This window comes from Thioalkalivibrio sp. ALMg11 (genome assembly GCF_000377905.1).
GTDB lineage: Bacteria > Pseudomonadota > Gammaproteobacteria > Ectothiorhodospirales > Ectothiorhodospiraceae > Thioalkalivibrio.
The window spans coordinates 200597-223783 of the sequence record NZ_KB898872.1 but is presented as its reverse complement, the minus strand read 5'-3'; the positions used below and the strand labels follow the sequence as shown (position 1 = coordinate 223783).

Sequence of the window (23187 nt, the reverse complement as noted above, 5' to 3'; positions counted from 1 at the left end):
AGCCAGAGCCAGAGCCGGAGCCGGAGCCGGAGCCGGAGCCGGAGCCGGAGCCAGAGCCAGAGCCAGAGCCGGAGCCAGAGCCAGAGCCAGAGCCAGAGCCAGAGCCAGAGCCAGAGCCAGAGCCAGAGCCAGAGCCAGAGCCGGCGGCGGACTCCCCCGATGGGTTCGCGGCCAGGGAGCCGGCGGATCCGGCAGCGGAGGCGTCCGCCGGTGGGCCGGCGGGGCAGGAGGACGCGCCCTTCGAGGAGCCGGGGTTCGGGGCGGAGTACCTGAACAACCCGCCGCCGGACTATCCGCGAATCTCGTTGCGCCGCGGTGAGGAGGGTACCGTCCTGCTGCGGGTTCGGGTCTCCGCGCAGGGGCGGCCGCTGGACTGGTCGGTGGAGGAGAGCAGCGGCCACCGGCGCCTGGACGATGCCGCCGAGGCGGCGATCGAGCAGTGGGAGTTCGAGCCTGCCCGCCGTGGGGGTCGCGCGGAGGAGGGCGTGGTGTTGGTGCCGATGGACTTTTCGATTCGATGACAAGGCCGGCGCATGATGCGGTGCGCCGCCGGGGATGATTGCATGAACGAGTTCGATGTCTTCTATGTGTTTCGCCATGGCGACCCGGTGCTGGTCGCGGTCTTCGCGATCCTGCTGCTGATGTCGGTGGCGACCTGGGCGATTGCCGCGAGCAAGCTGCTTACGCTGTTTGGCGTGCGTCGCGACAACCGCGCCGCGTTGGCGGCCTTCGATGCCAGCCAGACGGCGCCAGCCTTCCACGACGCGATCCGCGACCAGCGTGGCCCGCTGGCGGTGATCGGTCAGGAGGCGTTTGCCGCGTTCGACGACTACCGTGGTGTGCGCGACGGATCGGACAAGGCCGAGCAGCGCCTGGACGACCATGTGGTGCGCCGGATCCGTCAGGCGATGGATCGCCAGTTGCTGCGGATGCAGGCCGGCAACATCGTGTTCGCCTCGGTCGGGGCGCTGGCTCCCTTTGTCGGGCTCCTCGGCACGGTCTGGGGCATCCACGGCGCCCTGATCGACATCTCACAGGAGGCCTCGGTATCGATGGATCTGGTCGCCGGACCGCTCGGCGAGGCTTTGGTGGCAACCGCGGCCGGCCTGGCCGCGGCGATCCCGGCGGTGGCCTTCTTCAACATCTTCAACCGTTCCCAGCGCCTGCTGCATCAGGATTTCGAGGCCTTCGCGCACGATGTGCATGCCCTGCTGATGCACTCCGACCTGAGGCCCGGCAATGCCCGCGAGGCACGCGACCGCCGTACCGATCCACATGCACTGCCGGATGACGGCCTGCACCAGGGGGGGTAAGCCATGGCCTTCGGACGCATGGGCGATACCGACGAGCCGATGTCGGACATGAACGTGATCCCGCTGGTGGACGTGATGCTGGTGCTGCTGGTGATCTTCATCATCACCGCGCCGGTCATCACCCACTCGGTGGAGCTGGATCTGCCCCAGGCCACCAGCGAGCCCGCCGATGAGTTGCCGGACAGCGTGACGCTCTCGCTGGACGGGAGTGGCGACATCTACTGGAACAACGATCCGGTGTCACTGGACCAGCTCCCTGCGCGCCTGCGCGAGATGGTGGCCGACCAGCCGGACGTGGCGATCTACCTGCGCGCGGACCGCGACACGCGCTATGAGCAGCTGGCTCGAGTGATGGCGGAGGTGCGCCAGTCCGGAGTGGGCCGCATGGCCTTCGTGTCCGAGCCGGAGGGCGGGCGATGAGTCCCGGAACGCACGTACCCGGCAAGTCGGCCGCGCGCGAGGAATCCGGCCCGCGCGAGATTGCCAGCGAGCAGTTGCTGGGTCGCGCGCGCCAGATCCGGATCTGCCACCGCGGCGAGTGGTACACCCTGCGCCGGACCGCCAACGACAAGCTGATCCTGACCAAGTAGCACTGCGCGATGAACACCTGCCGCGGTTCGCACCGTGGCACCTGCCAGCCAGGGGAGTCTCTCCCTCAGCCAGCCTCCAATCCGTCCTTCACCTGCGGCGTTTCGGCGTCCGTGGCGGTGTTGATGCTGTCTAGACAAGGGAGAAAACAATGGCTCGAAACCATCTGGCTACCACTCGATCCGGATTCGGCGTGGACCGTTCGCACACCACCGGCGTATGGAAACGGCGAGCGGTCGTGCTCGCGATTGCCGGTGCCGTGGGCATTCCTGCTCTCCATGCCGACGCCCCGGATACCGCGGCTGAAACCGGAACCGCAACCGAAGCCCGGCTCGCTCCGGTGCAGATCCTCGGAGACGTGAGCGCGACGCAGCGGCTGCCTGGCTCGGCGGCAGTGGTCGGGCGCGAGCAGCTGGAAACCGAAGGCACGACGGACATTCATCAGGCCTTGAAAACCGTGCCGGGTGTGTACGTTCGGGAAGAGGAAGGGGCCGGTTTGCACCCCAATATCGGTATCCGTGCAGCGCCGCCGGGGCGCAGCAGCAAGGTGACGTTGATGGAGGACAACGTGCTGATTGCCCCGGCACCGTACGCCAACCCGGCGGCCTACTATTTCCCGACCACGATGCGGATCAGCGAGATCGAGGTCCTCAAGGGCGCTCCCCTGCTGCGCCACGGGCCGCAGACGACCGGTGGCGTGATCAATCTGGTGTCCACGCCCATCCCCCGGGAGCGCGGAGGCTCCATCGAGACGGTCGTGAACGACCGCGGTGGTACCGATGTGCATGCGATGTTTGGCGATCGCTCGGGGGGCTGGAGTTACATGATCGAGACGGTCCAGCGCAGCGGGGCCGGGTTCAAGGATATCGACCGCAGCAACCGGGATACCGGATACGACATCCAGGATTATGTCGGCAGGCTCCGCTGGAACGGTGAGCGCCAGAGTGTCGAGGCGAAGATCCAGTACTCGGAGGAGACCTCGAACGAGACCTATCTCGGCCTGACCGACGAGGATTTTGCGCGCGACCCCAACCGGCGGTACGGCCTGTCCGAGATTGATCAGATGGAGAACGACCACCTCGGATTCAGTGTGACCCACGACATCGACTGGACTGACCGGGTCCGCATGACCACGACGTTGTACCGCAACGAATTCGCGCGCAACTGGTTCAAGCTGGGCGGTGGGGGTTCGTTGATTGACGAAGCCAACCAGGGCAATGCCACGGCCCGGCGAATGCTGCGGGGCGAGGAGGACGTCGCGGGACTGACGTACCGCAACAACAACCGCGAGTATGTCTCCGAAGGGGTCCAGACCGAACTGGGTATGGATCTCGGCGATCACCGGCTGCGCGTGGGGGCTCGCTATCACCAGGACGAAATGGATCGCTTCCAGCCGGACGACATCCATGACCAGGTCAACGGGTCGCTGGTCTACCAGAACACGATCATGCCCACGGGCGGCAACAATCGCTTCGAAGACGCCAAGGCGTGGAGCTTCTGGGTGGCCGACGAGTGGTATGCAAACGATCGGCTGACCGCGAACCTGCTGCTGCGTTACGAGGATGTGGAAACCTCCCGCACGCAGTACGCCGATGTGCAGCGCAACGTGGTGGACACCCGGCGCTCCAATTCCAGCAGCATCTGGCTGCCCGGGGCATCGCTGACGTACGACCTCACGGATCGGTGGCAGATGCTGGCGGGGGTCCATCGGGGTTTTGCACCCCTGGGCGGTGGGGCGACACAGGAGCAGGACCCGGAGACCAGCACGAACTGGGAACTGGGGGCGCGCTATCGGGGTAGCAATGCGTTCGTCGAGGCCGTCGGTTTCTACAGCGACTTCTCCGATTTCGTGCAGAACTGTTCGCTCGCCACGCCCTGTTCGGACGGGTCGACCTCCGGAACCTTTTCCGCCGGGGAGGCGGTGATTTCCGGGCTTGAACTGCGGGCATCCACCCGTATGGATCTGGGCTCCTTCCAGGCACCCCTGGAGGCCAGCTATACCTACACCCGTGCGGAGTACAGCGCCGACAATGCCGTTTCCGGGGTGCAAAAGGGTGATTGGTTGCAGGCGCTCCCGCGTCACCAGTTCAGTGTGCGGGTGGGTCTCGAGCACGGAAGTGGCTGGAACCACTACGCCATCGCGAAGTACGTCGACGCGACCTGCAGCAGTGACGGGTGCAACCGTGGGGCGGGCGACTTCGACCGCACCGAGTCGCTGACCACGGTGGATCTGGTGAGCCGCTACCCGCTGGGAAAGGACACGGACCTGTTCGTGCGCGCCACGAATGTGCTGGACCAGCAGAAGATGGTCTCGCGTTATCCGGACGGGGCACGGCCCAACGAACCGCGTACGTTTTCTGCAGGGCTGAAACACCGGTTCTGATCCGGCGGTTTTTAACCACTTGGTGGCCGCATCCGCGGGTGCGGTCTTTTCGTTCTTGGGAATCAGAATCGGCGGCTCGTCACATCCTGCATTCGGATTATCCAGGGAGACGGATCGTATTCGCCGCTTCTGTGTCAGAGGTGCCGAGTCCCCCGGGCTGGACTTGTAACTGTCGGGTGCTGGGGTTAATCGAGAAAGGACCTTTACGGTAAAGGAGAACACCATGTGGAAATCGCGACTGACGATCCTGATGCTCGCCCTGATGATGGCGCTAGGCAGTGCCACCCTCGCGGGTTGTGACAATCAGGGCCCGGCGGAAGAGGCCGGCGAGAACATCGACGATGCCATGGACGATGCCGGCGATTCGATGGAGGATGCCGGCGACGAGATGGAAGATACCTTCAGTAACTGATTCCCGCCCTGCAGTACGCGAAAGCCCCGGCACGCGTTGCGTGCCGGGGCTTTTTTGTGGCGGGCCAGGGGGTCAGACCAGCCGCTGGGGTGACGGCCCTGACATCGACTCAGAGGTTGTCGTCACCCTCCGGTTCCATAGAGCCGCCCTGCTCGCTCATGCCGTCGTCCCGCGGGGGCTGTTGCTGCATGCCATCGTCCCTTGGGGGCTGCTCCTGCATCTGTTCTTCCTCCATTCGTTGCTCCTGCATCTGTTGCTCCTGCATCCGTTCTTCCTGCATCTGTTGTTCCTCGAACTCCTCCATGCCCGTATCGGGGTCGGAGCAGCCCATCAGAAAGACGAGGGGTGCGATGGCCGTGGCGGCCAGAATCTTGCGGGAATGTTTCATGGCAACTCCTGTACATCGGGTTGAATGTGAGCGGAAAAAGACGTTCACTCCCATTGACAGGGATATCCCTTCTCAAGTTGCGAGAAATTCATCACATTCCCCAGTATTGGTGGGGCCGTCGTGGCGCTCATCATGTATCCCCGTGCGGTTTGTCGACGCATCACGCACCCACCGCTACAGTGCTGCCCAGGCAATTCACGGACCGTAGTGATGGCGCAATCCTTCCAACCCGACCCTCTCCTGGATCAGGCCCGCTCGGCCTGGGCCCGCGGCGAACATGACGCTGCGATGACCCTTTGGCGCCAGGGCGCCGAGGCTGGTGATCCGCAGTGCGCGTTTAATCTCGGCGTGCTGCTGGACGAGGGGCAGTACCTGCCCCGGGATCCGCTCGAGGCCGCGCAGTGGTACCAGCGGTCTGCCGAGGCCGGCTTCCCGGATGCGGCCTTCAATCTGGCGGTCCTGTTCGAGCAGGGTGATGGGCCGGAGGCGAATCCCAACGAGGCAGCGCGCTGGTTCCATATTGCGGCAGAGCGCGGGAACGCTCAGGCCATGTTCAATTTGGGGCTCAAATTCGACGAGGGTCGGGGCTTGCCGCAGGACCCGGAACAGGCGGCACAGTGGTACCTGCTGGCGGCCGAGGCTGGTGAGGGGCGTGGCGCGGCCAATCTCGCGCGTCTGTTCGCGATGGGCGAGGGCGTGGAGCGTTCCGACGTATCGGCGTTCAAGTGGTATGCGATTGCCGCGGAGATGGGGGTTGCGAGCGCGGCGCGGCACCGCGAGCGGGTCGCTCGCGAGCTGAGCCCGGAGCAGCGCCTGCATGCTGGTGAGCGTGCGCAGGAGTGGCTCCAGGGCCATTCGTCGGCTCGATCGGCTCGTCTGCAGTAGCAGGTCGGGCGCTCGCGCTGGGGTGCCGCTGAGAAAGAGGCGAGGCGTTGCGGGTAGCGTTTGGCTAGATCACTACATTCAGTTCGCGGCGCGGCTCTTCGGCCGGGCCGGCCAGGCTGACTGCCAGTTCCACGCGACGGCGCAGGGCCTCGACACCGGCACCGCCCAGCGGGCTGCCGTCCGCCGGCGGGGCCTCGGCGGAGTCATTGCCGCTTCGGAACGCCTCGATCTGGGCCGCCACGCGGGCGCGGGAGGCCATCTCCTGGTCTGATCGCGGGAAGGCCAGGCCCTGATCCTGCTCGGCATCACCGCGCCGGTTGTCGTCCTGTTCCGGACGGTCTTCAAGCGGCCGACGGGCTGCGCCGGCCTCCGGGTCGTTCAGTGGGCGTTCAAAATCGGCCGGGGTGGAGAGTTGTCCCAGGCCCAGCCGGTCACTTCCGGTCGGGCGCGTGCCGATCGGTATTGCAGCTGAGGGGTTGGAGACCGGGACTTCCATGGTGTGACTCGGCGAGCCTCCTGATCGTTCGTGGTCTTAAGCGCCGCCCGGATTCAGGCGCGCACATCCAGCAGCGAGCCAATCATCCGGTCTTCGGCCTGCAGGGTCTTCACCGAGGCCTCGATCTGGTTCTGGCTCGCGATCATGCCCACCTGGGCGCCCATGCTCTCGCGGCTGCCGGCATTCTCGGTGGCCACCGTATGTGCCTGCTGGCGCATGCTGGTCATGCCCTTCTGGATGCCTGCAAGGGAGGTGCTGCCGTCGATCATCGTTTCGAACTCGTTATGGGTTTCGGTTGCAACCGCATGACCTGATTATAGATCAATTGGTTGCACTTCACCGGAAGCCCATCCCGGCGAGGCGTCAGGAGGTGCCAAGCAAGGTCTGCAGGCGGGTTTGAACAGCCTCGCGGGCACCGGCCTGTCGTGCCTGCCATGCGGTCAGGCGTTCGCGGCGGGCCTGTCGATCAACCCCCTCCGCCAGGCGGGCAAGCACCTCTTCGGCCACCTGTTCGGGGTCCTCGCCGCGCGCGACCAGGCCGGTGTGTTCGGCCGCGATGCGCAGCCGGGTGGAGGCGTCCGGATGGCGTTCGTACTCCGCTGGGCCGCAGATCACCGCGCTGCCACAGGCCAGTGGAAGACCCAGGTCCGGAGGGGTCTCGCTGGCGGCCAGAGTGCCGCCAGGCAGGGTCACGTGGGCGCAGCTATAGGCGGCATGCAGGGTCTCGGGGTCCTCGATGTAGTAGATCCGGTTTTTACGCGGCACAAAGGACGTCATGAAACGGTTGTGGCGGACGATCGGCAGCGAGTACTTGATTGCGTCGCGGTAGACCGGCTCGTGGCGCGCCGGATCGGCCGGGGCCAGCAGCAGGATGGCCGCACTCTTGCGCAGGACCGCGAACAGCACGGCGAAGGCGAAGGCCTCCTCGCCCGGGCCGGTGTTGGGTGCCAGCAGGATCGGGTGATCCTTCTCGTGGTACTCGCGAAAGCGCTCGCAGAACCCGTCATCTCCGGATGGGGCGGGCGGCAACTCCACCGCGCCGGCGATCGGGTCGCCGATCACCTCGGCGGGGCCGGAGACGGTTGCGTCTTCGCGCGCGGCGAAGACCGCATTCCACTCGATGCCTGCCGCGCCGTCACCCTCGGCGTTGATCCAGATGCGCGGTACGCGGACGGTGCCGAGGGCGGGGCCCAGGTCGTGTTCGCCAGCGTTCAGGGGGCCGATCACCACGACGGCGCGCGGTTGCAGGCGCGCGAGGCGCGTGGCGGCCAGATTGGATCGCATCGCCAGGGCGGGGAGGCCGTCGATCAGGCCCTCGGCCTCGCGGTCCTGGCCGCAGTCGGTGACGCCCAGGGCGATGGGGCCGACGGACCTGGCCAGCTCCTGCAGCCAGTCGGCGGCGGTCTCCAGAGTGGCCCGCGGGGCCAGGACCAGGATGCGCCCGCTGCTTTCGCCGGGGACGGAGCGGGCGGTGATCCAGGCAGATAAACGTGCGAACATGGCGGGCTGTTATCCGGTCGTCGGGCGAGCGCCGCATTATACGAGGCGCCGCACAGCGCCCGCCACGGGCGGGCTACATGTTGTCTCTAGGGGAATCGCGGAATGGGCATACGCTGGATCATCGGGCTGGTGGTGATGGGGGTCATCCTGGCCCTGGCCATGTGGGTCTATTCCAACCCGGGCGGGATGCGCAGCCAACAGTTCTCCGACCTGCCCTGGCAGATCGAGGTGGGGGACCGTCAGCGTACGCGGGTGCTGGGGGTCGTTCTGGGCGAGACCACCATGGCCGATCTGATGCACCGCCTGCCGGTGCCGGATATCCGCCTGTTCGTGGATGCGGACGGCTCGCGTTCGCTGGAGGCCTATTACGTGAACGCGCGCATCCCGCCGTTCGAGGCCAATCTGATCCTGCGCCCGGATATGGACGAGGCCGCGCTGGACCGGATTCAGTCCGAAGTCACCTCCGAGCGCCCGATGCCCAGTGGCGCCCGGCGTTATGGACTGAGCGACGCCGCCCTGACCTCGCTGGGCAATGTGCCGATCGTCGAGATGAGCTACATCCCCCGCGCGCAATGGACCGAGGACCTGATCACCAAGCGCTTCGGCGAGCCGCGCGAGCGGATGCGCATCGCCTCCGATCACAGCTACTGGCTCTACCCCGAGGAGGGGCTGGTTATCCTGGTCCCGCGTCGCGGCCGCGTGCTGATGCATTACGTCACCCAGGACCGCTGGGGGCAGACGGTGGAGCGCCTGCGCGACGAGGGGCGGCGCCGTCTGGGCGAGGATCACGGGGATCATGAGTGAGTCGAACCCGACGGATGACCGCCCGTTCTGGGAGCGCCCGCTCGAGAGCCTGACCCATGCCGAGTGGGAGGCCCTGTGCGATGGCTGCGGGCGCTGCTGCCTGCACAAGCTGGAAGACGAGGACTCGGGCGAGCTGGCCTTTACCTGGCTGGCCTGTGACCTGCTCGACTGCGAGACCGGCTACTGCTCGGACTACGCGAACCGCCGCGATTTCGTGCCGGACTGCATCCAGCTGACCCGGAAGGACCTGCCGCACTATCACTGGCTGCCACCGACCTGCGCCTACCGGCTGCGCTTCGAGGGCCACCCCCTGCCGGCCTGGCACCCTCTGTTGAGCGGCGATCCGGAGACGGTTCGCCGCGCCCGCGTATCCGTGGCCGGGCGCGTGATTCGCGAGCAGGACGCCCCGGACCTGCCGCTGATCGACTATGTCGTGGACTGGCCCGGAGAGGTCCCCGAGAGCGCCCGCCTCTGGCGCCCGGTGGTACGCCTGCCGCGGGAGTAGCCATGCCGGAGATAGTGGACCTGTTCGTCTACGGAACGCTCAAGCGGGGCTTTTCGAACCACCGGGCCTTTTGTGCGCGGGCGCTGAAGATCCGTGAGGCCGCCATTGCCGGCTATCTGTACGAGTTGCCCGTGGGCTACCCGGCCGTCCGTATTCCGCAGGAACGCATCCTGCTCGAAGCGGGGCCCGACCCCACGCGGGATGCATCGCGTCAGCGTCACCACGAGGCGTCCCTGCACTGGGAACGGCCCGATGAGGGATGGGGCAGCGTCCAGGGTGAGTGGATTCGCCTGCCCGATCCGGCTCGGACCCTGCCGCTGATCGATGCCCTCGAAGGTGTGCGCCGCGACGGCCGCGGGGAGTATCGCCGCGCGCTGGTGCCCGCCCGAACGCAGGAGGGTCCACGGGCCCTGTGGGTGTACTGGATGCCGCAGTTGCCACCCGATGCGCACTATCTGCCGAACGGGGCCTGGCCGGCGAGGACTTGATCCGTACGGCGTGCTCATTACGCGGTCCTGGGGCGCCGGTGGCACGGTCCGTCAGCGGTAGGATGCCGATGAGCGCAGCGAATCGCATCGGGTGGAGCATGGGGTGAGCGCCACGTCTTGAATGATGCGATTCGCTGCGCTCATCGCATCCTACGGTTTCCCTGGTATTCGTCGTGCCGGGGAGGGGCTAGCCGGCGGCGGCGAGGAGTTCGCGGGCGTGGGTGCGGGTGGTCTCGGTGAGCTGGGTGCCGCCGATCAGGCGGGCCAGGGCCTCCACGCGGCGTTCATCGTCCAGTGGCTGGATGGCGGTGCGGGTGTTGCCCTCGGCGTGGCTTTTTTGCACTTCCAGCTGGTGGTGCGCCTGGGCGGCGACCTGGGCCAGGTGGGTCACGCAGAGCACCTGATGGCGCTCGCCCAAGCTGCGCAGCTTGCGCCCGACCACCTCGGCGACCGCGCCGCTGATGCCACTGTCGACCTCGTCGAAGATCAGCGTGGGCACGGTCTGCTGCTCGCTGGCCAGCACCTGCAGGGCCAGCCCGATGCGCGAGAGTTCGCCGCCGGAGGCGACCTTGGCCATGGGTTGCGGGGCGGCGCCAGGGTTCGCGGCTACGCGGAATTCGATGTGGTCGACGCCGTGCGCCTGCGGTTTGTCGGCGGGTTCGACCCCGATCTCGAAGTGGCCGCCGGCCATGCCCAGTTCCTGCATGGTGTCGGTAACCGACTGGCCAATGCGGCTGGCGGCCTTCCGGCGGGCCTGGGTGAGCTTCGTGGCAGCGGTATCGAAGGCCTCGCGGGTCTGCTGTTCGCGCGCCTCCAGGGCCTCAATGGTCTGATCGCCGTTCTCCAGGGCGTCCAGTTCCGTTTGCAGTTCATCGAACAGGCCCGGCAGGGCCTTGGGGTCGACCCGGTGCTTGCGCGCCAGGCGCAGGTATTCGCTGACGCGGGTATCCAGCTCGGCGAGGCGTTCCGGATCCAGCTCGATGCCGTCGGCCAGGCGGCGCAGGTGGTCGCCGGCCTCGTCGATCTGGATGCGGGCGGACTCCAACAGCTCTACCGCCGGATTGACCCGTTCGTCGTGTTGCGCGGCGTCCTGCAGGGCGTGCAGGACCTGGCCCAGCTGCGTGTCCAGCCCGCTGTCCTCCTCGATCTGCTGGCTGGCGGTCTGCAGGGCGGTGAGTACCTCGGTGCCGTGGGCGAGCTGGTTTTGTTCGGTCAGCAGTCGGGGGTATTCGTCCTGTACCGGGGCCAGCTCCGCCAGCTCGCCGCTCTGGAAACGCAGCAGATCGAGACGGTCGGAGGTGTCGGCCTGGGCCTCGCGCGCCTGGTCCAGGGCGCTCGCCGCATCGCGCCAGGCGCGGTAGGCGTCGCGTACATCGCGCGTCGGGTTGCCGTCGAGGAAGCCGTCCAGCCAGTGGCGCTGGATATCGCGCTGCAAGAGTTGCTGATGCGCGTGCTGGCCGTGGATGTCTACCAGCCATTCGCCCAGTGTGCGCAGCTGACCAACCGCGACCGGGCGCCCGTTGATCCAGGCGCGGCTCTTGCCCTGGCGGGTCAGCACGCGGCGCAGCAGAACGCTTTCGTCGTCCGCCTCGGCCAGGTCCTGTTCGGCCAGCCAGGCGCTGGCCGGGCCCTTTGCAGGCAGGGCGAACTCCGCCGACAGATCAGCCTGCTCGGCGCCCTCGCGGACCATGCCGGCATCCGCGCGGTCGCCCAGGAGCTGGCCGATCACGTCGATCAGGATGGACTTGCCGGCCCCGGTCTCGCCGGTCAGGGCGCTCAGGCCCGCGTCCAGCTCCAGTTCCAGCCGGTCGATGATCGCGAAGTCGCGGATGCTGATCAGATGCAGCATGGGTTCAGGGTTGCTCGCCCCAGCGCAGCTTGGTGCGGAGCACGCGCAGGAAGTGGTGTTCGCGGGGGTGGATCAGGGTCAGGGCCTGTTCGCGGCGATGGATGCGCAGCAGGTCGCCGGGGGCAAAATCCACGTTCTCCTGGCCATCCAGCGCGACTTGTGCCGGCGAGCGGCTGCCGCTGGACAGGCGGATCTCGATGGTGGAGCGCCCGCTGACGACCAGTGGGCGGTGATTCAGGCTGTGCGGGCAGACCGGCACCAGCACCATCGCGTCCAGCTGCGGGGTCAGGATCGGCCCGCCGGCGGACAGGGCGTAGGCGGTGGAACCGGTGGGGGTCGCGACCACCAGGCCGTCGGCGCGCAGGCGCCCGACATCCATGCCGTCGATCGCGGTGTCGAATTCGATGATGCGCACCACACTCAGCACGTGGAGGACGACGTCGTTCAAGGCGATCCCGCGGTGGATGGTGACGCCGTCGCGGATCAGCTCGGCCTCGAGCATGGCCCGTGGCTCGCGCTCGAAGGCGCCATCCAGGACCTCGCCCAGTTCCTCCGGGGCGGTGTCGGGGGAGACATCCACCAGGAAGCCGAGCCGGCCGAGGTTGATCCCCAGCAGCGGGGTGTCGGCATCCGCGGTGACGCGGGCCGTGGCCAGCAGCGTCCCGTCGCCGCCGATCACGATGAGAAGGTCCACCGCGCGGGCCAGCTCGCCCAGCGGCAGGAGCCCGACGCTGTCCGGTCGCTCGAAGCCGTCGATCTCCTGTTCCATGAAGACCTGGCGGCCGCGCTCCTGCAGCAGACCCACCAGGGTCGCGACCAGGGGCGCGGTACGCGAGTCGCTGGACTTGCCGACCAGTCCGACCTTGTTGAAGTCTGGCATCATGCCGGCATTATCCGGAAAAGGGACCGCGACTGCACCCGGGGTTTCTTGACCTGATTCCTGCACGATCCAAGACTGAACCTTTTAAGCACTCGACCGAGTGGAGCGCTGACGATCCATGGAAAACGCAACGATCAATCTGGACGCCAGGGCCCGCACCCTGTTGCGGACCCTGATCGAGAGCTATATCCGGGATGGCCAGCCCGTCGGTTCGCGCACCCTGGCCCGGACCTCCGGGCTCAGCGTGAGCGCGGCCACCGTGCGCAACGTGATGGCGGATCTTGAGGATATGGGGCTGATCCATTCGCCGCATACCTCGGCCGGGCGTATCCCGACCCCGGCCGGCTACCGGCTGTTCGTCGACAGCCTGCTGGAGGTGCGCAGCCCCTCGCCGGAGGACATCCGCGCGATCCAGTCCGGGTTCGCCCCGAACGCCAGCACCCAGGACCTGATGGACACGACTAGCAACCTGCTGTCGCGGGTCACGCGCATGGCCGGGATGGTGCGCCTGCCGCGGCATCGTAACGTGGCGCTCAGTCAGATCGAGTTCCTGCGCCTGGGCGAGGGCCGCATCCTTGCGATCCTGGTGATCGACGGCAAGGAGGTGCAGAACCGGGTACTGGAGCTGGAGCGTGACTTCAGCCAGGACGAGCTGCAGCGCATGGCGAACTACCTGAATGCCCACCTGGCCGGGAAGAGCCTGCATGCGGTGCGCGCCGAGCTGCTGCGCGAGATGCGCGACGTGCGCGAGGACCTGGACGCGATGATGCTGGCCGCGATCGACCTCGGCGAGAAGGCGGTGGGCGACGAGGACCCGGACGACGTGGTCGTGGCCGGCCAGACCCACCTGCTCGGCTACGAGGAACTGGCGGACATGGCCCGCCTGCGCCAGCTGCTGGAGGCCTTCAACGAGAAGCAGGAAATCCTCGGCATTCTCGACCAGTGCATCTGCGGCGACCGGGTGCAGATCTTCATCGGCCGCGAATCTGGACTGGACTGGTTCGAGAACTGCTCGGTGGTGACCGCGCCCTACAGCGTCGACGGCGAGGTGGTGGGTGTGCTCGGTGTGATCGGTCCCACGCGGATGTCCTACGACCGGGTGATCCCGATCGTGGACGTGACGGCCCGCCTGCTGGGCTCGGCGCTGGGCGATCACCCGGTGGATGATTCGAAGTAGCGGCCCCTTGAAACCGGGCGGAATGCCCCCAGCATCCAGATAGACAACCCAATCCACCCTGTCCGCCGGTGATCGGCGCGGCGGGCGATTCTGTTTTTCATTGATTTGCGAGGCCAGCATGTCCGAACAGCGGGAACCCCAGGAACAGCCGGAAGAACTCGAGACCCGGAACGAGGAGGCCGCCGAGGCCGAGGGCGGCACGGACGATCGGCTGCAGGAGCTCGAGGCCCTGGCCGAAGAGCGCCGCGACCAGGCCCTGCGCGCCCAGGCCGAGCTGGAGAACCAGCGCCGGCGCTTCGAGCGCGAGCTGGAAAATGCGCACAAGTACGCCATGGAGAAGTTCGCCGCCGAGATGCTGGAGGTGGGCGACTCGCTGGAGTTGGGCCTGCAGGCGGCGCGCGAGTCCAAGGATGTCGAGCGCATCATCGAAGGCGCCGAGCTGACCCTGAAGAACCTGACCCGGGTGTTCGAGAAGTTCGGCATCCAGTCCGAGGACCCGACCGGGCAACGCTTCGATCCGGAACGTCACCAGGCGATGTCCATGCAGGAAGACCCGGAGCACCCGCCGAACACCGTGGTGGCGACCATGCAGAAGGGCTACCGGCTGCAGGACCGCGTGCTGCGCCCGGCGATGGTGGTGGTCTCCAAGGCGCCGACCTCGCCGAACATCGACGAGAGCGCCTGACGTCGTCTTTTCGGGCCGGTTTTCGGGGAATCGGACACGATCCCCTTGAAAACCGGCCCCGGGGCCCCAGATTCCCGTACAAGTTGGCAGAGAAGCGTTCTCTGCAGCGCCAAATTTTTCGCATCAGGAGATTTTAGTCATGGGCAAGATCATTGGTATTGACCTCGGGACCACCAATTCCTGCGTCGCCGTAATGGAAGGCGATCAGGCCAAGGTCATCGAGAACGCGGAAGGCACCCGCACCACCCCGTCCATCGTCGCGTTCAGTGACGACGGCGAGGTGCTGGTTGGCCAGTCCGCGAAGCGCCAGGCGGTCACCAACCCGCAGAACACCGTGTTCGCTTCCAAGCGCCTGATTGGTCGCAAGTTCCAGGAAGACGAGGTCCAGAAGGACATCAAGCTCGTCTCCTACAACATCGTGAAGGCCGACAACGGCGACGCCTGGATCGAGGTGCAGGGCAAGAAGATGGCCCCGCCGGAGATCTCGGCGCGCGTGCTGCAGAAGATGAAGAAGACCGCCGAGGACTATCTCGGCGAAGAGGTCACCGAGGCGGTCATCACCGTCCCGGCGTACTTCAACGACTCCCAGCGCCAGGCGACCAAGGACGCCGGCAAGATTGCCGGGCTCGAGGTCAAGCGCATCATCAACGAGCCGACCGCGGCCGCGCTCGCCTATGGCATGGACAAGCAGCGCGGGGATCGCAAGATCGCCGTGTACGACCTGGGTGGCGGTACCTTCGACGTCTCGATTATCGAGATCGCCGAGGTGGATGGCGAGCACCAGTTCGAGGTGCTGGCGACCAACGGGGATACCTTCCTCGGTGGCGAGGACTTCGACAACCGCCTGATCGACTACCTGGTCGAGGAATTCAAGAAGGATCAGGGCATCGACATCAAGGGCGATCCGCTGGCGATGCAGCGCGTGAAGGAGGCCGCCGAGAAGGCCAAGATCGAGCTGTCCTCCAGCCAGCAGACCGAGGTGAACCTCCCGTACATCACGGCCGACAACACCGGGCCCAAGCATCTGGCGCTGAAGATCACCCGCGCCAAGCTGGAGAGCCTGGTCGAGGATCTGGTCAAGCGCTCCATCGAGCCGTGCAAGGTCGCGCTGAAGGATGCCGGCCTGTCCGCCTCCGAGGTGGATGACGTGATCCTGGTCGGCGGCCAGACCCGCATGCCCAAGGTGCAGGAAGCGGTGCAAGGGTTCTTCGGCAAGGAGCCGCGCAAGGACGTGAACCCGGACGAGGCCGTCGCGGTCGGTGCCGCGGTGCAGGCCGGCGTGCTGGGTGGCGACGTCAAGGACGTGCTGCTGCTGGATGTGACCCCGTTGTCGCTCGGTATCGAGACGATGGGTGGCGTGATGACCAAGCTGATCGAGAAGAACACCACCATCCCGACCCGGGCCAATCAGGTGTTCTCCACCGCGGAAGACAACCAGACCGCGGTGACCGTGCACGTGCTGCAGGGCGAGCGCGACATGGCCAGTGCGAACAAGTCGCTGGGTCGCTTCGACCTGCAGGACATCCCGGCCGCGCCGCGCGGCGTGCCGCAGATCGAGGTCACCTTCGACATCGATTCCAACGGTATCCTGAATGTCTCGGCCAAGGACAAGGCGACCGGCAAGGAGAACAAGATCGTGATCAAGGCCTCCTCCGGCCTGTCCGACGACGAAGTCGACCAGATGGTCAAGGACGCCGAGGCCCACGCCGAGGACGACAAGAAGTTCCAGCAGCTGGTCCAGGCGCGCAACCAGGCTGATGGTCTGGTGCACTCGGCCGAGAAGTCCCTGAAGGACCTGGCTGACCAGGTCTCCGACGACGAGCGCACCGCGATCGAGTCGGCGGTGGCCGAGACCAAGACCGCGATGGAAGGCGACGACCCCGAGGCGATCGAGCAGGCGGCGCAGAAGCTCGCCGAGGCCTCCGGCAAGCTGGCCGAGAAGGCCTATGCCCAGGGCGCGGACGCCGCGGGCGAGGCCGGGGCCGAGCAGGCCGAGGGTGGCCAGCAGGGCGACGACGTCGTGGACGCCGAGTTCGAGGAAGTCGACGACGACCAGAAAAAGCAGGGCTGATGCCACAGCCGGCGGGGCGCTCTAGCGTCCCGCCGGAACTGTTTGAACGCCGCGCCCGGGGTACTCGTGACTCCGGGCGTTTGCGTGAAGGCATTCCGCGTTCGCGCGCACGAATCAGCAGGGAATGACCATGTCACAACGCGATTATTACGAGGTGCTGGGTGTCTCCAAGGACGCCTCGGCTGCCGATATCAAGAAGGCCTTTCGCCGCCTGGCGATGAAGCACCACCCCGACCGCAACCCCGGGGATGCGGAGGCCGAGGCCAAGTTCAAGGAGGCGCGCGCCGCCTATGACGTCCTCAGCGATGATCAGAAGCGGGCCGCCTACGATCGCTACGGCCACGCCGGGGTGGACGGCAGTGCCGGCGGTGGTGGTGCCGGTGCCTCGAACTTCAGCGATATCTTCGAAGATATCTTCGGAGATATCTTCGGTGGCGGCGGGGGTGGCCGCGGCCAGCGCGCCTATCGCGGCTCGGATCTGCAGTACAACCTGGACCTGACCCTGGAAGAGGCGGTGTTCGGCACCGAGGTGAAGGTCCGTATTCCGACCACCGTCAGCTGTGAGGCCTGTGATGGCTCGGGCGCCGAGCCGGGGACCTCGCCGGAGACCTGCCCGACCTGTAATGGGGTCGGCCAGGTGCGCATCCAGCAGGGTTTCTTCTCGGTGCAGCAGACCTGCCCGCGCTGCGAGGGCGCGGGCAAGGTCGTCTCCAGCCCCTGCAAGTCCTGCCACGGCCAGGGTCGGGTGCAGGAGCAGAGCACCCTGGACGTGAAGATCCCGGCCGGGGTGGATAGCGGTGACCGCATCCGCCTGGGAGGCCAGGGCGAGGCGGGCATGAATGGCGGCCCGCCGGGTGATCTGTACGTGCAGGTGCGGGTCAAACCGCACAAGCTGTTCCGGCGCGAGGGCTCGGACCTGCACTGCGAGGTGCCGGTGTCGTTCGCCACTGCCGCCCTGGGCGGCGATTTGGAAGTGCCGTCGCTGGATGGCAGGGTCAAGCTGAAGGTCCCTGCGGAGACCCAGACCGGCAAGCAGTTCCGGGTCGGTGGCAAGGGCGTGAAGTCCGTGCACGGCGGCGGGGTTGGCGACCTGATCTGCCGCGTGGCGGTGGAGACGCCGATCAACCTGACCAAGGAGCAGAAGCAGCTCCTGCGCCAGTTCGATGAATCCACCCAGGCCGGCGGCACCAAGCACAGCCCGCAGGCACACTCCTGGCTGGACGGTGTTAAGGGGTTCTTCGAGGACCTGAACTTCTGGTCCAAGTAGGCCCGTAGGGCGACGACGATGCTTCGCACAGGCCCCGGTTTTTGCCGGGGCCTGTTGCGTTGGGGCTAGGGAGGCGCTGATTGAATCGCGCGCTCGCGCTCGAGTCGCTTTTGCGTGCGAACAAGGCGCGGCGACTGCCGTGCAGTCATTCTGCACAAGGGAGCCGCAACGCCGTGCGCGCGCCCGTTTTCGTCAACAACGGGCGGCCGAGCCCGCTCCTTCAATCACTTGTCGGGTTGGTGCCCCCCCATTTCAATGAGAATGGCCCGATCCTGCGTTGCGCCGCTTGCGGGTAGAACCACTACCCGCTGCACGACGCGCCTGGTCTCGGGAAACAGGGGGCACCAACGCGAGCGTGCGATTCAATCAGCGTCTCCCTAGGTGGAGGCGAAATCGAAGGTGGGGGCGGGCATCGGTGCCTGCAGGAAGTAGCCCTGCACAAGGTTCACGTTCAGGCTGTAGAGCACGGCGAGCACGCTGGCGTCCTCGACATAGGGCACGATGACCTGTTTGCCCTTGGCATGCGCGGCATCGGTGTGCTCGCGGATCAACTGCTGGTTCTCCTCGCTCTCGGCCAGGTTCTTCACATAGGACGGGTCCAGCTTGATGTGATCCGCCTCCAGGTGCTGCAGGAGCTGGAACGGGTTCAGCCCGCTGCCGAAGTCGTCGATGCACAGATGGCCATGCATTTCCTTTAGCCCGCGGGCGACGTGGATCGCCGGCTTCAGGTGGGTAACCACGGTGGGTTCCTTCAGCTCCACGACCACGTTGTCGGCGGGGATGCGCATGCTGTGCAGGTCGTTGTGCAGCCAGCTGACCACGGAGGGGTCGCCCAGCGAACCGTTGGTCAGTTTGAGGAAGAACTGGGTGGCCGGGTCTTTCTTCAGCTGTTCCGTCAGCGTCTGCAGCGCCGCCTTCAAGACCCAGCGGTCGATGGGTGCCGCCATCTCGGTGCGCTCGGCACTGGGCAGGAAGGCATCCGGCTCGTGGATATGCCCCTCGGCGTCACGCAGGCGCACGAAGATCGAGTAGCGCGGGCGATCGGCGCCGTGCAGGTTCACGATCGGCTGATACAGCAGTTCCAGGCGGTTGTGTTCCAGGGCGTCCTGAATGCGCAGCTTCCACTGCTGGTCGTTCTGCGCCTGGGTCATCTCGCCTTCTGCGGGACGGAAGAAGCGGTGGTTTCCGCCCCCGGCCTCCACGGCCTCTTGCAGGGCACGGTCGGCGTGGGTCAACAGTTCTTCGGTATCCACCGCCGTCTCGTCGGCGATCACGATGCCGCCCGACAGGCTGCAGTTGGTCGAGGCGTTGCCGAGTTCGAAGACACGTCCGGTGACCGCCTCCATCAGACCGTGGATGCGGGCCTCCACCTCGTTGCGCCGGGTGTCGGGGACCACGATTCCGAAGTGCTCGGCCTCCAGGCGTGCGGCGATGGCCGGGTCGGGAAAGTGATCCTCGATCAGCTTGCCGATATCGGCAAGCAGCAGATCGCTGGCGGACATCCCGACGTTGGCACGGATCTCGGGGAAGCGGTCCACCGCGAGGGTGATCAGGGCGAAGGGCTTTTCCGACTGCGCGGCCTGGCTCTGCGCGGTCTCGATCATTCCGGAGAAGTGCTGGCGGTTGTAGAGCCCGGTGACCAGGTCACGCTGCGAGAGGTAGTCGATCTTCTCGGCCAGCTCCGGGTCCTCCTGGGCCGCGTCCAGCAGCACCTGGGTGCAGGCCTCCCCCTCGACGCTGGCGGTGGACAGGCGCAGGTTGGCCTCGAACGGCGTGCCGTCAAACGCCTGCAGCTGGAAGGCCTGATGGGTCTGGTCACCTTCCTCGCCATTCTGGAAGCGGCGCAGAAGGCCCTTCAGTTCGTCGCGGCTCTCCGGGGCGATCAGGTCCATCAGCGGCAGGCCGTCCACTTCTTCCGGATCGGCAATCCCGAAGCGCTCGCGCCATGACGCGTTGGCATAAATGTGCATGCCCTCGTGCACGTAGGCGATGGCGTCGCGCGAGTTGTCCAGCAACAGCTGGCAGCGGCGTTCGGACTCCTGCAGCGAGGCGTCCATGCGCCCCATCCGCTGGCGCAGCTGGAACTGCTCGGCGGCGCGCACCGCAAGGATGCCGGCCAGTTCGTGCAGTTCGTGATCGACGAGTGCATAGGCGCCGGCCTCGTAGTCGTCTATGCGCGCGGGTTCGGGGCGCTCGGTCATGATGACCAGCGGGGTACGTCGACCGGATGCGTGCAGTGCCGCGTCGACGTGTTCCCGGGTCAGGGCCAGGCCGGGTTCGATCAGGACGATCACGTCGAAGCGCCGGCCCTCCAGCGCCTCGGCCAGGGCGTCGCTGCCGGATACCTGCTCCGGCCGGATCGCGTTGCCGCGGGTCCGGATACTGCTGATGACCTCTTCAGCCCGGTTCGGGTTGCTGGTCACGAAGAGCGTGCGAATGGTTTCGTTCATGGGGCTAGTCGTCGCCGTTGCGGGTGGTGAATGGCGGTCCGTCGTCATCCGCGAGGGCCGGTCCGTCAGCGATGTCGGGCGTCTCGCCGGCCGGCTGGCCGACCTCCAGGGCGGTCATGCGGCAGCCCACCTCGGTAAACAGCGTAGTGCCCGTGCGCTCGCTGTCCAGTTCCAGAACGCGGGCGCGCCCGTTCAGCCAGCAGACGACGCGTTTTTCATGATCGAATACCTGCGCCGGCAGGAACAGTACCGCCCCGTCGGCATCGGTGCGCTGCGGGGCGAACAGTCCTGATTGCGGGACTCCCGCCGCGATGCCATTGCGGAAATCCTGAATCTGCATGGGCAGGCAGCGATCGGCGAGAAACTCCACGCCGATGCTGATCAGACTGCCGGCCTGGTCGTCGAAGCGAATCCAGCGCAGGACCCCGATGGTCCAGCGATGGTCATCCACGGAACGCAAGCCGACGAGGTCCCCGATCAGCAAGGGCTGCTGGGGGTTGTCCAGGCGTAGACGCACGCCGCCGGCACCGATGTCGTCCACCTGCCAGTGTTCCGGGGGGTGACGCTTGGTGATCGGCCCCGTGGATTCATCGCGGCCAGCGATCTCGAGTCCGCGCCCGACATCTTCCCAGGCGGTCGCGGCGGTATTCGGCGTGTCGTCCGCGAGCGGTCGCAATTCACGCTCGCGGCCGGAGCGGTGCGGGGTGTCTACCAGGGCGAGATCCGAACCGCGCCGCGCGGTCTTTGACAGTTCGAACACGCTGACGCCGCGGTCACGTTCTTGCAGGGATTTCAGACTGGTCTCCGGCGCTTCCTCTGCCCCGGTGGCCTCCGTCTCGGGCGCGCGTCGGCTGTCCATCTCCATCAGCAGGAAATCATGGATACGTTCCAGGCCCATCACGCAGATCCGCTCCAGGTCGCTGGCGCTCTCGCGGCTGTGACGGCGGGTCGGCAGGTTCGACCACAGGCGTAACAAGTGTTCGGCCAGCGGCTGGCCCTCGCCGCGGCCGCGCGGTTCCAGGTCGTCGGGGCGCTCACGAAGGGCGTCCAGCGCCGGCGTCAGCTCAATGAAGCAGGCGGGATCGGTGGCCGGTGTCCCGCGCAGGACCAGGCCCGGGGCGTGGTCGCGGTCGAGATCGCAGCGCAGTACGGGAAGATCGGGGTGCTGTTCCGGGTCGGGGGTGGCGGTGCAGGCGAGGGGCAGCGTGTTGGCCCAGCGAGCCAGCAAGTCCATTTCGCCCATCTTCAACGCATTGGGGTCGGTGCTTCCCAGTATCATCAGCCGTGCGCTCATGGCTTCGATGCGGTCCACCTCCAGCGGACCGAAGCGCTTGTCGGTGGCGGGCCGCTCGTCGGCGATCCCCTGCTCACGCGCCAGGCGCAGCACATCGAACAGCCGCTGCCAGTGGCCAGGCGGCACGGTCTGGTACAGCCGCCAGTGGTGCATGCTCAGGGCCCCCAGCAGTGCGACTGCGGCCTGCAGGGGTGCCGTCAGGCGTTCCGCGTGGCGGTTGTCGTGCGCGTCCGCGCGTTCGCGGACCACCAGCAGCTCCGCAGTGAGGAGGGCGCGCACGGCGGCGCTGTAAACATCGGCGCGCTTGCGGCTGCGATTGCCCAGGGGCAGGGGCCGCTGGCGCAGCAGCCGCTCCATGGGCGGGAGTAGCGGCAGGAAATGATCTTCCAGTATTGCGACCAGCGTGGCTCGGGTTCCGGGGCGCAGTGCGATCGCGTTCAGCCCGTCCAGGGCCTCGCGGATGCGCTGGATGCCGAGCTCTGGCTCGCTGCCGGGCAGCTCCGCGCACCAGGCGTGCAGTGCTTGCGGGGTCTGGTGGGGGAAGCCGTCGGGACCGGCCGGTCGCACGGGCAGCTCGGGCAGGGCTTGCAGCATGGGCGTGTCCAGTGGTTGCTGGGCCGGTTGCAGGGTTCTGGCGTTACTTTAGCAGCAAACCGCGGATTCGGTGTGGATGTTGGCGGCGCTCATTTACGCGCGGGAAAGGGTGTCTGCAGGGTCTTTCCGGGTTCGCCGGGGATCTCGCGCGCCAGTCGCGGGACGAGGTAGCCCGGCAGGCGGGCATGCAGGGCGCGGTAAAGTTCGCGCGCGCGGGCATCCGGTACCTCGAAGTGGGCCGTGCCGCGGGTGCGATCGAGCTGGTGCAGATAGTAGGGCAACACGCCGAGGCGGAAGCCGGCCTCCTGCAGGTCGATCAGGGTCTCGGCGTCGTCGTTGATGCCGGCCAGCAGTACCGCCTGGTTGAGCAGCGTGACCCCAGCGGTGCGCAGGCGATCGAGCGCGGCATCGGCCGGTGCGGCGAACTCGCGCGGGTGGTTCGCGTGCAGCACCAGGATGTGCTGCAGACGGCCCTTGCCGAGCCAGGCCAGCAGGCGGTCGTCGACGCGTTCCGGCAGCACGACCGGCAGGCGTGTATGGATGCGCAGGCGTTCGAGATGCGGGATGCCGCTCAGCCGTTCCGCCAGTCGTGCCAGGCGGGTATCCGACAGGCTCAGCGGGTCGCCGCCGCTGAGTATGACCTCGCGGATATCCGGATGCGCCGCGATGTAGTCCAGCGCGGGTTCCCAATCGTCCCGGGCCGGATTGTGGTCGGCATAGTCGAACTCGCGGCGGAAGCAGTAGCGGCAATGGATGGCGCAGGCCCCGGTGGTCAGCAGCAGCACCCGGCCATGGTACTTGTGCACCAGGCCGGGGGCGGCCAGGGCCTCATGGTCGCCGACCGGGTCACTGACGAAGCCCGGGGACTCGATGGCCTCGCGCGCGTCCGGCAGGGCCTGCAACAGCAGGGGATCCCGCGGGTCGCCGGGGCGGATGCGCGTCAGGTAGCTCTCCGGGATGCGGGTGCGGAACAGTTGATGCCCGGCGTGCATGCCCGGCAGCGCCCCCGGCGGAAGCCCCAGGCGTTCCACGAGGATCTCGGGATCGGCGATCGCGCGCGCCAGCGCCTGCTGCCAGGCCGGTGTGGATGCCGGTTCGGGTGGCTGGGTTCCGCGCGGCGCGCGCGTTATCATGACGGGCTTTGTGGGCATGGATCGT

At 66.9% G+C, this 23187-nt stretch carries 23 protein-coding genes; 14 read left to right on the top strand and 9 right to left on the bottom strand.

Translation table 11 applies throughout. The annotated features are described in order from the left end of the window. From D578_RS16110 to D578_RS0103685, 6 genes are all read left to right on the top strand, one after another. A partial coding sequence (locus D578_RS16110; RefSeq protein ID WP_018948636.1) for an energy transducer TonB occupies nucleotides 1–521 on the top strand: 521 nt, incomplete at its 5' end. Nucleotides 522–563: 42 nt separating this feature from the next. Beyond that, on the top strand, nucleotides 564–1313 hold the full coding sequence (locus tag D578_RS0103705; protein ID WP_018948635.1) for a MotA/TolQ/ExbB proton channel family protein: 750 nt from the start codon (nucleotides 564–566) through the stop codon (nucleotides 1311–1313). A 3-nt stretch (nucleotides 1314–1316) separates the two neighbouring features. Then, nucleotides 1317–1733: a biopolymer transporter ExbD gene (locus D578_RS0103700; protein ID WP_018948634.1), complete on the top strand. Its 417-nt coding sequence runs from the start codon at nucleotides 1317–1319 to the stop codon at nucleotides 1731–1733. Further along, nucleotides 1730–1903, top strand: coding sequence for a hemin uptake protein HemP (gene hemP, locus D578_RS15270; RefSeq protein ID WP_018948633.1), 174 nt, complete (start codon nucleotides 1730–1732; stop codon nucleotides 1901–1903). Before D578_RS0103700 ends, hemP begins: the two co-directional genes overlap by 4 nt. A 257-nt stretch (nucleotides 1904–2160) precedes the next feature. Beyond that, nucleotides 2161–4284, top strand: coding sequence for a TonB-dependent receptor domain-containing protein (locus D578_RS0103690; protein WP_026289157.1), 2124 nt, complete (start codon nucleotides 2161–2163; stop codon nucleotides 4282–4284). 223 nt (nucleotides 4285–4507) lie between these two features. Continuing rightward, nucleotides 4508–4696 carry a hypothetical protein gene (locus D578_RS0103685; protein ID WP_018145331.1) on the top strand — a complete coding sequence of 63 codons (189 nt, stop codon included), beginning with the start codon at nucleotides 4508–4510 and terminating at the stop codon, nucleotides 4694–4696. A 109-nt stretch (nucleotides 4697–4805) separates the two neighbouring features. Here D578_RS0103685 and D578_RS0103680 read toward each other — a convergent pair whose 3' ends face one another. Next, nucleotides 4806–5084: a hypothetical protein gene (locus tag D578_RS0103680; protein WP_018948631.1), complete on the bottom strand. Its 279-nt coding sequence runs from the start codon at nucleotides 5082–5084 to the stop codon at nucleotides 4806–4808. A gap of 210 nt (nucleotides 5085–5294) precedes the next feature. On the opposite strand from D578_RS0103680, the gene D578_RS0103675 reads away from it, so the two are divergent. Beyond that, on the top strand, nucleotides 5295–5969 hold the full coding sequence (locus D578_RS0103675; RefSeq protein ID WP_018948630.1) for a tetratricopeptide repeat protein: 675 nt from the start codon (nucleotides 5295–5297) through the stop codon (nucleotides 5967–5969). 64 nt (nucleotides 5970–6033) lie between these two features. Here the strand turns inward: D578_RS0103675 and D578_RS0103670 are convergent, their stop codons facing one another. From D578_RS0103670 to D578_RS0103660, 3 genes are all read right to left on the bottom strand, one after another. Next, nucleotides 6034–6465 (bottom strand): hypothetical protein, encoded by a 432-nt coding sequence (locus D578_RS0103670; protein ID WP_018948629.1) that lies wholly within the window; start codon nucleotides 6463–6465, stop codon nucleotides 6034–6036. Between the two features lie 53 nt (nucleotides 6466–6518). Further along, complete coding sequence (locus D578_RS0103665) at nucleotides 6519–6734, bottom strand: hypothetical protein (RefSeq protein WP_018948628.1); 216 nt, start codon at nucleotides 6732–6734, stop codon at nucleotides 6519–6521. A gap of 94 nt (nucleotides 6735–6828) precedes the next feature. Further along, nucleotides 6829–7965 carry a hypothetical protein gene (locus tag D578_RS0103660; RefSeq protein WP_018948627.1) on the bottom strand — a complete coding sequence of 379 codons (1137 nt, stop codon included), beginning with the start codon at nucleotides 7963–7965 and terminating at the stop codon, nucleotides 6829–6831. 102 nt (nucleotides 7966–8067) lie between these two features. Here D578_RS0103660 and D578_RS0103655 point away from each other — a divergent pair, with 102 nt between their 5' ends. From D578_RS0103655 to D578_RS0103645, 3 genes are read left to right on the top strand one after another with little or no spacing between them, the layout of a single operon-like run. Next, the gene (locus D578_RS0103655) at nucleotides 8068–8769 is read left to right on the top strand and encodes a hypothetical protein (protein ID WP_018948626.1); all 702 of its coding nucleotides are present in this window, start codon (nucleotides 8068–8070) and stop codon (nucleotides 8767–8769) included. Then, nucleotides 8762–9274: a YcgN family cysteine cluster protein gene (locus D578_RS0103650; RefSeq protein WP_018145338.1), complete on the top strand. Its 513-nt coding sequence runs from the start codon at nucleotides 8762–8764 to the stop codon at nucleotides 9272–9274. The genes D578_RS0103655 and D578_RS0103650 overlap by 8 nt, the downstream gene beginning before the upstream one ends. 2 nt (nucleotides 9275–9276) lie before the next feature. Then, nucleotides 9277–9762, top strand: a complete 486-nt coding sequence (locus tag D578_RS0103645) for a gamma-glutamylcyclotransferase (protein WP_018948625.1) — start codon at nucleotides 9277–9279, stop codon at nucleotides 9760–9762. Between the two features lie 187 nt (nucleotides 9763–9949). Here D578_RS0103645 and recN read toward each other — a convergent pair whose 3' ends face one another. Together recN and D578_RS0103635 are read right to left on the bottom strand one after the other, a co-directional pair. Continuing rightward, nucleotides 9950–11611: a DNA repair protein RecN gene (recN, locus tag D578_RS0103640; RefSeq protein ID WP_018948624.1), complete on the bottom strand. Its 1662-nt coding sequence runs from the start codon at nucleotides 11609–11611 to the stop codon at nucleotides 9950–9952. A gap of 4 nt (nucleotides 11612–11615) precedes the next feature. After that, nucleotides 11616–12494 (bottom strand): NAD(+) kinase, encoded by an 879-nt coding sequence (locus D578_RS0103635; protein WP_018948623.1) that lies wholly within the window; start codon nucleotides 12492–12494, stop codon nucleotides 11616–11618. A gap of 115 nt (nucleotides 12495–12609) precedes the next feature. Here D578_RS0103635 and hrcA point away from each other — a divergent pair, with 115 nt between their 5' ends. The 4 genes from hrcA to dnaJ all read left to right on the top strand — a co-directional run bounded on the left by hrcA (nucleotide 12610) and on the right by dnaJ (nucleotide 17691). Next, nucleotides 12610–13668 (top strand): heat-inducible transcriptional repressor HrcA, encoded by a 1059-nt coding sequence (gene hrcA, locus D578_RS0103630; RefSeq protein WP_018948622.1) that lies wholly within the window; start codon nucleotides 12610–12612, stop codon nucleotides 13666–13668. A gap of 118 nt (nucleotides 13669–13786) precedes the next feature. Then, entirely contained in the window at nucleotides 13787–14353 is a 567-nt protein-coding gene (grpE, locus tag D578_RS0103625) for a nucleotide exchange factor GrpE (RefSeq protein WP_018948621.1), read from the top strand. Nucleotides 14354–14492: 139 nt separating this feature from the next. After that, nucleotides 14493–16424: a molecular chaperone DnaK gene (dnaK, locus tag D578_RS0103620; RefSeq protein WP_018948620.1), complete on the top strand. Its 1932-nt coding sequence runs from the start codon at nucleotides 14493–14495 to the stop codon at nucleotides 16422–16424. 124 nt (nucleotides 16425–16548) lie between these two features. Continuing rightward, entirely contained in the window at nucleotides 16549–17691 is a 1143-nt protein-coding gene (gene dnaJ, locus D578_RS0103615; RefSeq protein WP_018948619.1) for a molecular chaperone DnaJ, read from the top strand. Between the two features lie 377 nt (nucleotides 17692–18068). On the opposite strand, the gene D578_RS0103610 is transcribed toward dnaJ, so the two are convergent. The 3 genes from D578_RS0103610 to epmB all read right to left on the bottom strand — a co-directional run bounded on the left by D578_RS0103610 (nucleotide 18069) and on the right by epmB (nucleotide 23162). Beyond that, nucleotides 18069–20141 (bottom strand): EAL domain-containing protein, encoded by a 2073-nt coding sequence (locus tag D578_RS0103610; RefSeq protein ID WP_018948618.1) that lies wholly within the window; start codon nucleotides 20139–20141, stop codon nucleotides 18069–18071. 4 nt (nucleotides 20142–20145) lie between these two features. Next, nucleotides 20146–22029, bottom strand: a complete 1884-nt coding sequence (locus tag D578_RS0103605) for a hypothetical protein (RefSeq protein WP_018948617.1) — start codon at nucleotides 22027–22029, stop codon at nucleotides 20146–20148. An 89-nt stretch (nucleotides 22030–22118) separates the two neighbouring features. Further along, on the bottom strand, nucleotides 22119–23162 hold the full coding sequence (gene epmB / locus D578_RS0103600) for an EF-P beta-lysylation protein EpmB (RefSeq protein ID WP_018948616.1): 1044 nt from the start codon (nucleotides 23160–23162) through the stop codon (nucleotides 22119–22121). Between the last annotated feature and the right edge of the window lie 25 nt (nucleotides 23163–23187).

What these genes read in the sequence shown, in the direction of transcription:
- dnaK (WP_018948620.1), top strand. Translation starts at nt 14,493, where the DNA reads ATGGGCAAGATCATTGGTATTGACCTCGGGACCACCAATTCCTGCGTC.
- D578_RS0103685 (WP_018145331.1), top strand. Translation starts at nt 4,508, where the DNA reads ATGTGGAAATCGCGACTGACGATCCTGATGCTCGCCCTGATGATGGCG.
- D578_RS0103700 (WP_018948634.1), top strand. Translation starts at nt 1,317, where the DNA reads ATGGCCTTCGGACGCATGGGCGATACCGACGAGCCGATGTCGGACATG.
- D578_RS0103665 (WP_018948628.1), bottom strand. Translation starts at nt 6,734, where the DNA reads ATGATCGACGGCAGCACCTCCCTTGCAGGCATCCAGAAGGGCATGACC.
- D578_RS0103670 (WP_018948629.1), bottom strand. Translation starts at nt 6,465, where the DNA reads ATGGAAGTCCCGGTCTCCAACCCCTCAGCTGCAATACCGATCGGCACG.
- D578_RS0103650 (WP_018145338.1), top strand. Translation starts at nt 8,762, where the DNA reads ATGAGTGAGTCGAACCCGACGGATGACCGCCCGTTCTGGGAGCGCCCG.
- D578_RS0103705 (WP_018948635.1), top strand. Translation starts at nt 564, where the DNA reads ATGAACGAGTTCGATGTCTTCTATGTGTTTCGCCATGGCGACCCGGTG.
- recN (WP_018948624.1), bottom strand. Translation starts at nt 11,611, where the DNA reads ATGCTGCATCTGATCAGCATCCGCGACTTCGCGATCATCGACCGGCTG.
- D578_RS0103605 (WP_018948617.1), bottom strand. Translation starts at nt 22,029, where the DNA reads ATGCTGCAAGCCCTGCCCGAGCTGCCCGTGCGACCGGCCGGTCCCGAC.
- hrcA (WP_018948622.1), top strand. Translation starts at nt 12,610, where the DNA reads ATGGAAAACGCAACGATCAATCTGGACGCCAGGGCCCGCACCCTGTTG.
- D578_RS0103655 (WP_018948626.1), top strand. Translation starts at nt 8,068, where the DNA reads ATGGGCATACGCTGGATCATCGGGCTGGTGGTGATGGGGGTCATCCTG.
- epmB (WP_018948616.1), bottom strand. Translation starts at nt 23,162, where the DNA reads ATGATAACGCGCGCGCCGCGCGGAACCCAGCCACCCGAACCGGCATCC.
- D578_RS0103645 (WP_018948625.1), top strand. Translation starts at nt 9,277, where the DNA reads ATGCCGGAGATAGTGGACCTGTTCGTCTACGGAACGCTCAAGCGGGGC.
- D578_RS0103675 (WP_018948630.1), top strand. Translation starts at nt 5,295, where the DNA reads ATGGCGCAATCCTTCCAACCCGACCCTCTCCTGGATCAGGCCCGCTCG.
- D578_RS0103660 (WP_018948627.1), bottom strand. Translation starts at nt 7,965, where the DNA reads ATGTTCGCACGTTTATCTGCCTGGATCACCGCCCGCTCCGTCCCCGGC.
- grpE (WP_018948621.1), top strand. Translation starts at nt 13,787, where the DNA reads ATGTCCGAACAGCGGGAACCCCAGGAACAGCCGGAAGAACTCGAGACC.
- D578_RS0103680 (WP_018948631.1), bottom strand. Translation starts at nt 5,084, where the DNA reads ATGAAACATTCCCGCAAGATTCTGGCCGCCACGGCCATCGCACCCCTC.
- D578_RS0103635 (WP_018948623.1), bottom strand. Translation starts at nt 12,494, where the DNA reads ATGATGCCAGACTTCAACAAGGTCGGACTGGTCGGCAAGTCCAGCGAC.
- D578_RS0103610 (WP_018948618.1), bottom strand. Translation starts at nt 20,141, where the DNA reads ATGAACGAAACCATTCGCACGCTCTTCGTGACCAGCAACCCGAACCGG.
- dnaJ (WP_018948619.1), top strand. Translation starts at nt 16,549, where the DNA reads ATGACCATGTCACAACGCGATTATTACGAGGTGCTGGGTGTCTCCAAG.
- hemP (WP_018948633.1), top strand. Translation starts at nt 1,730, where the DNA reads ATGAGTCCCGGAACGCACGTACCCGGCAAGTCGGCCGCGCGCGAGGAA.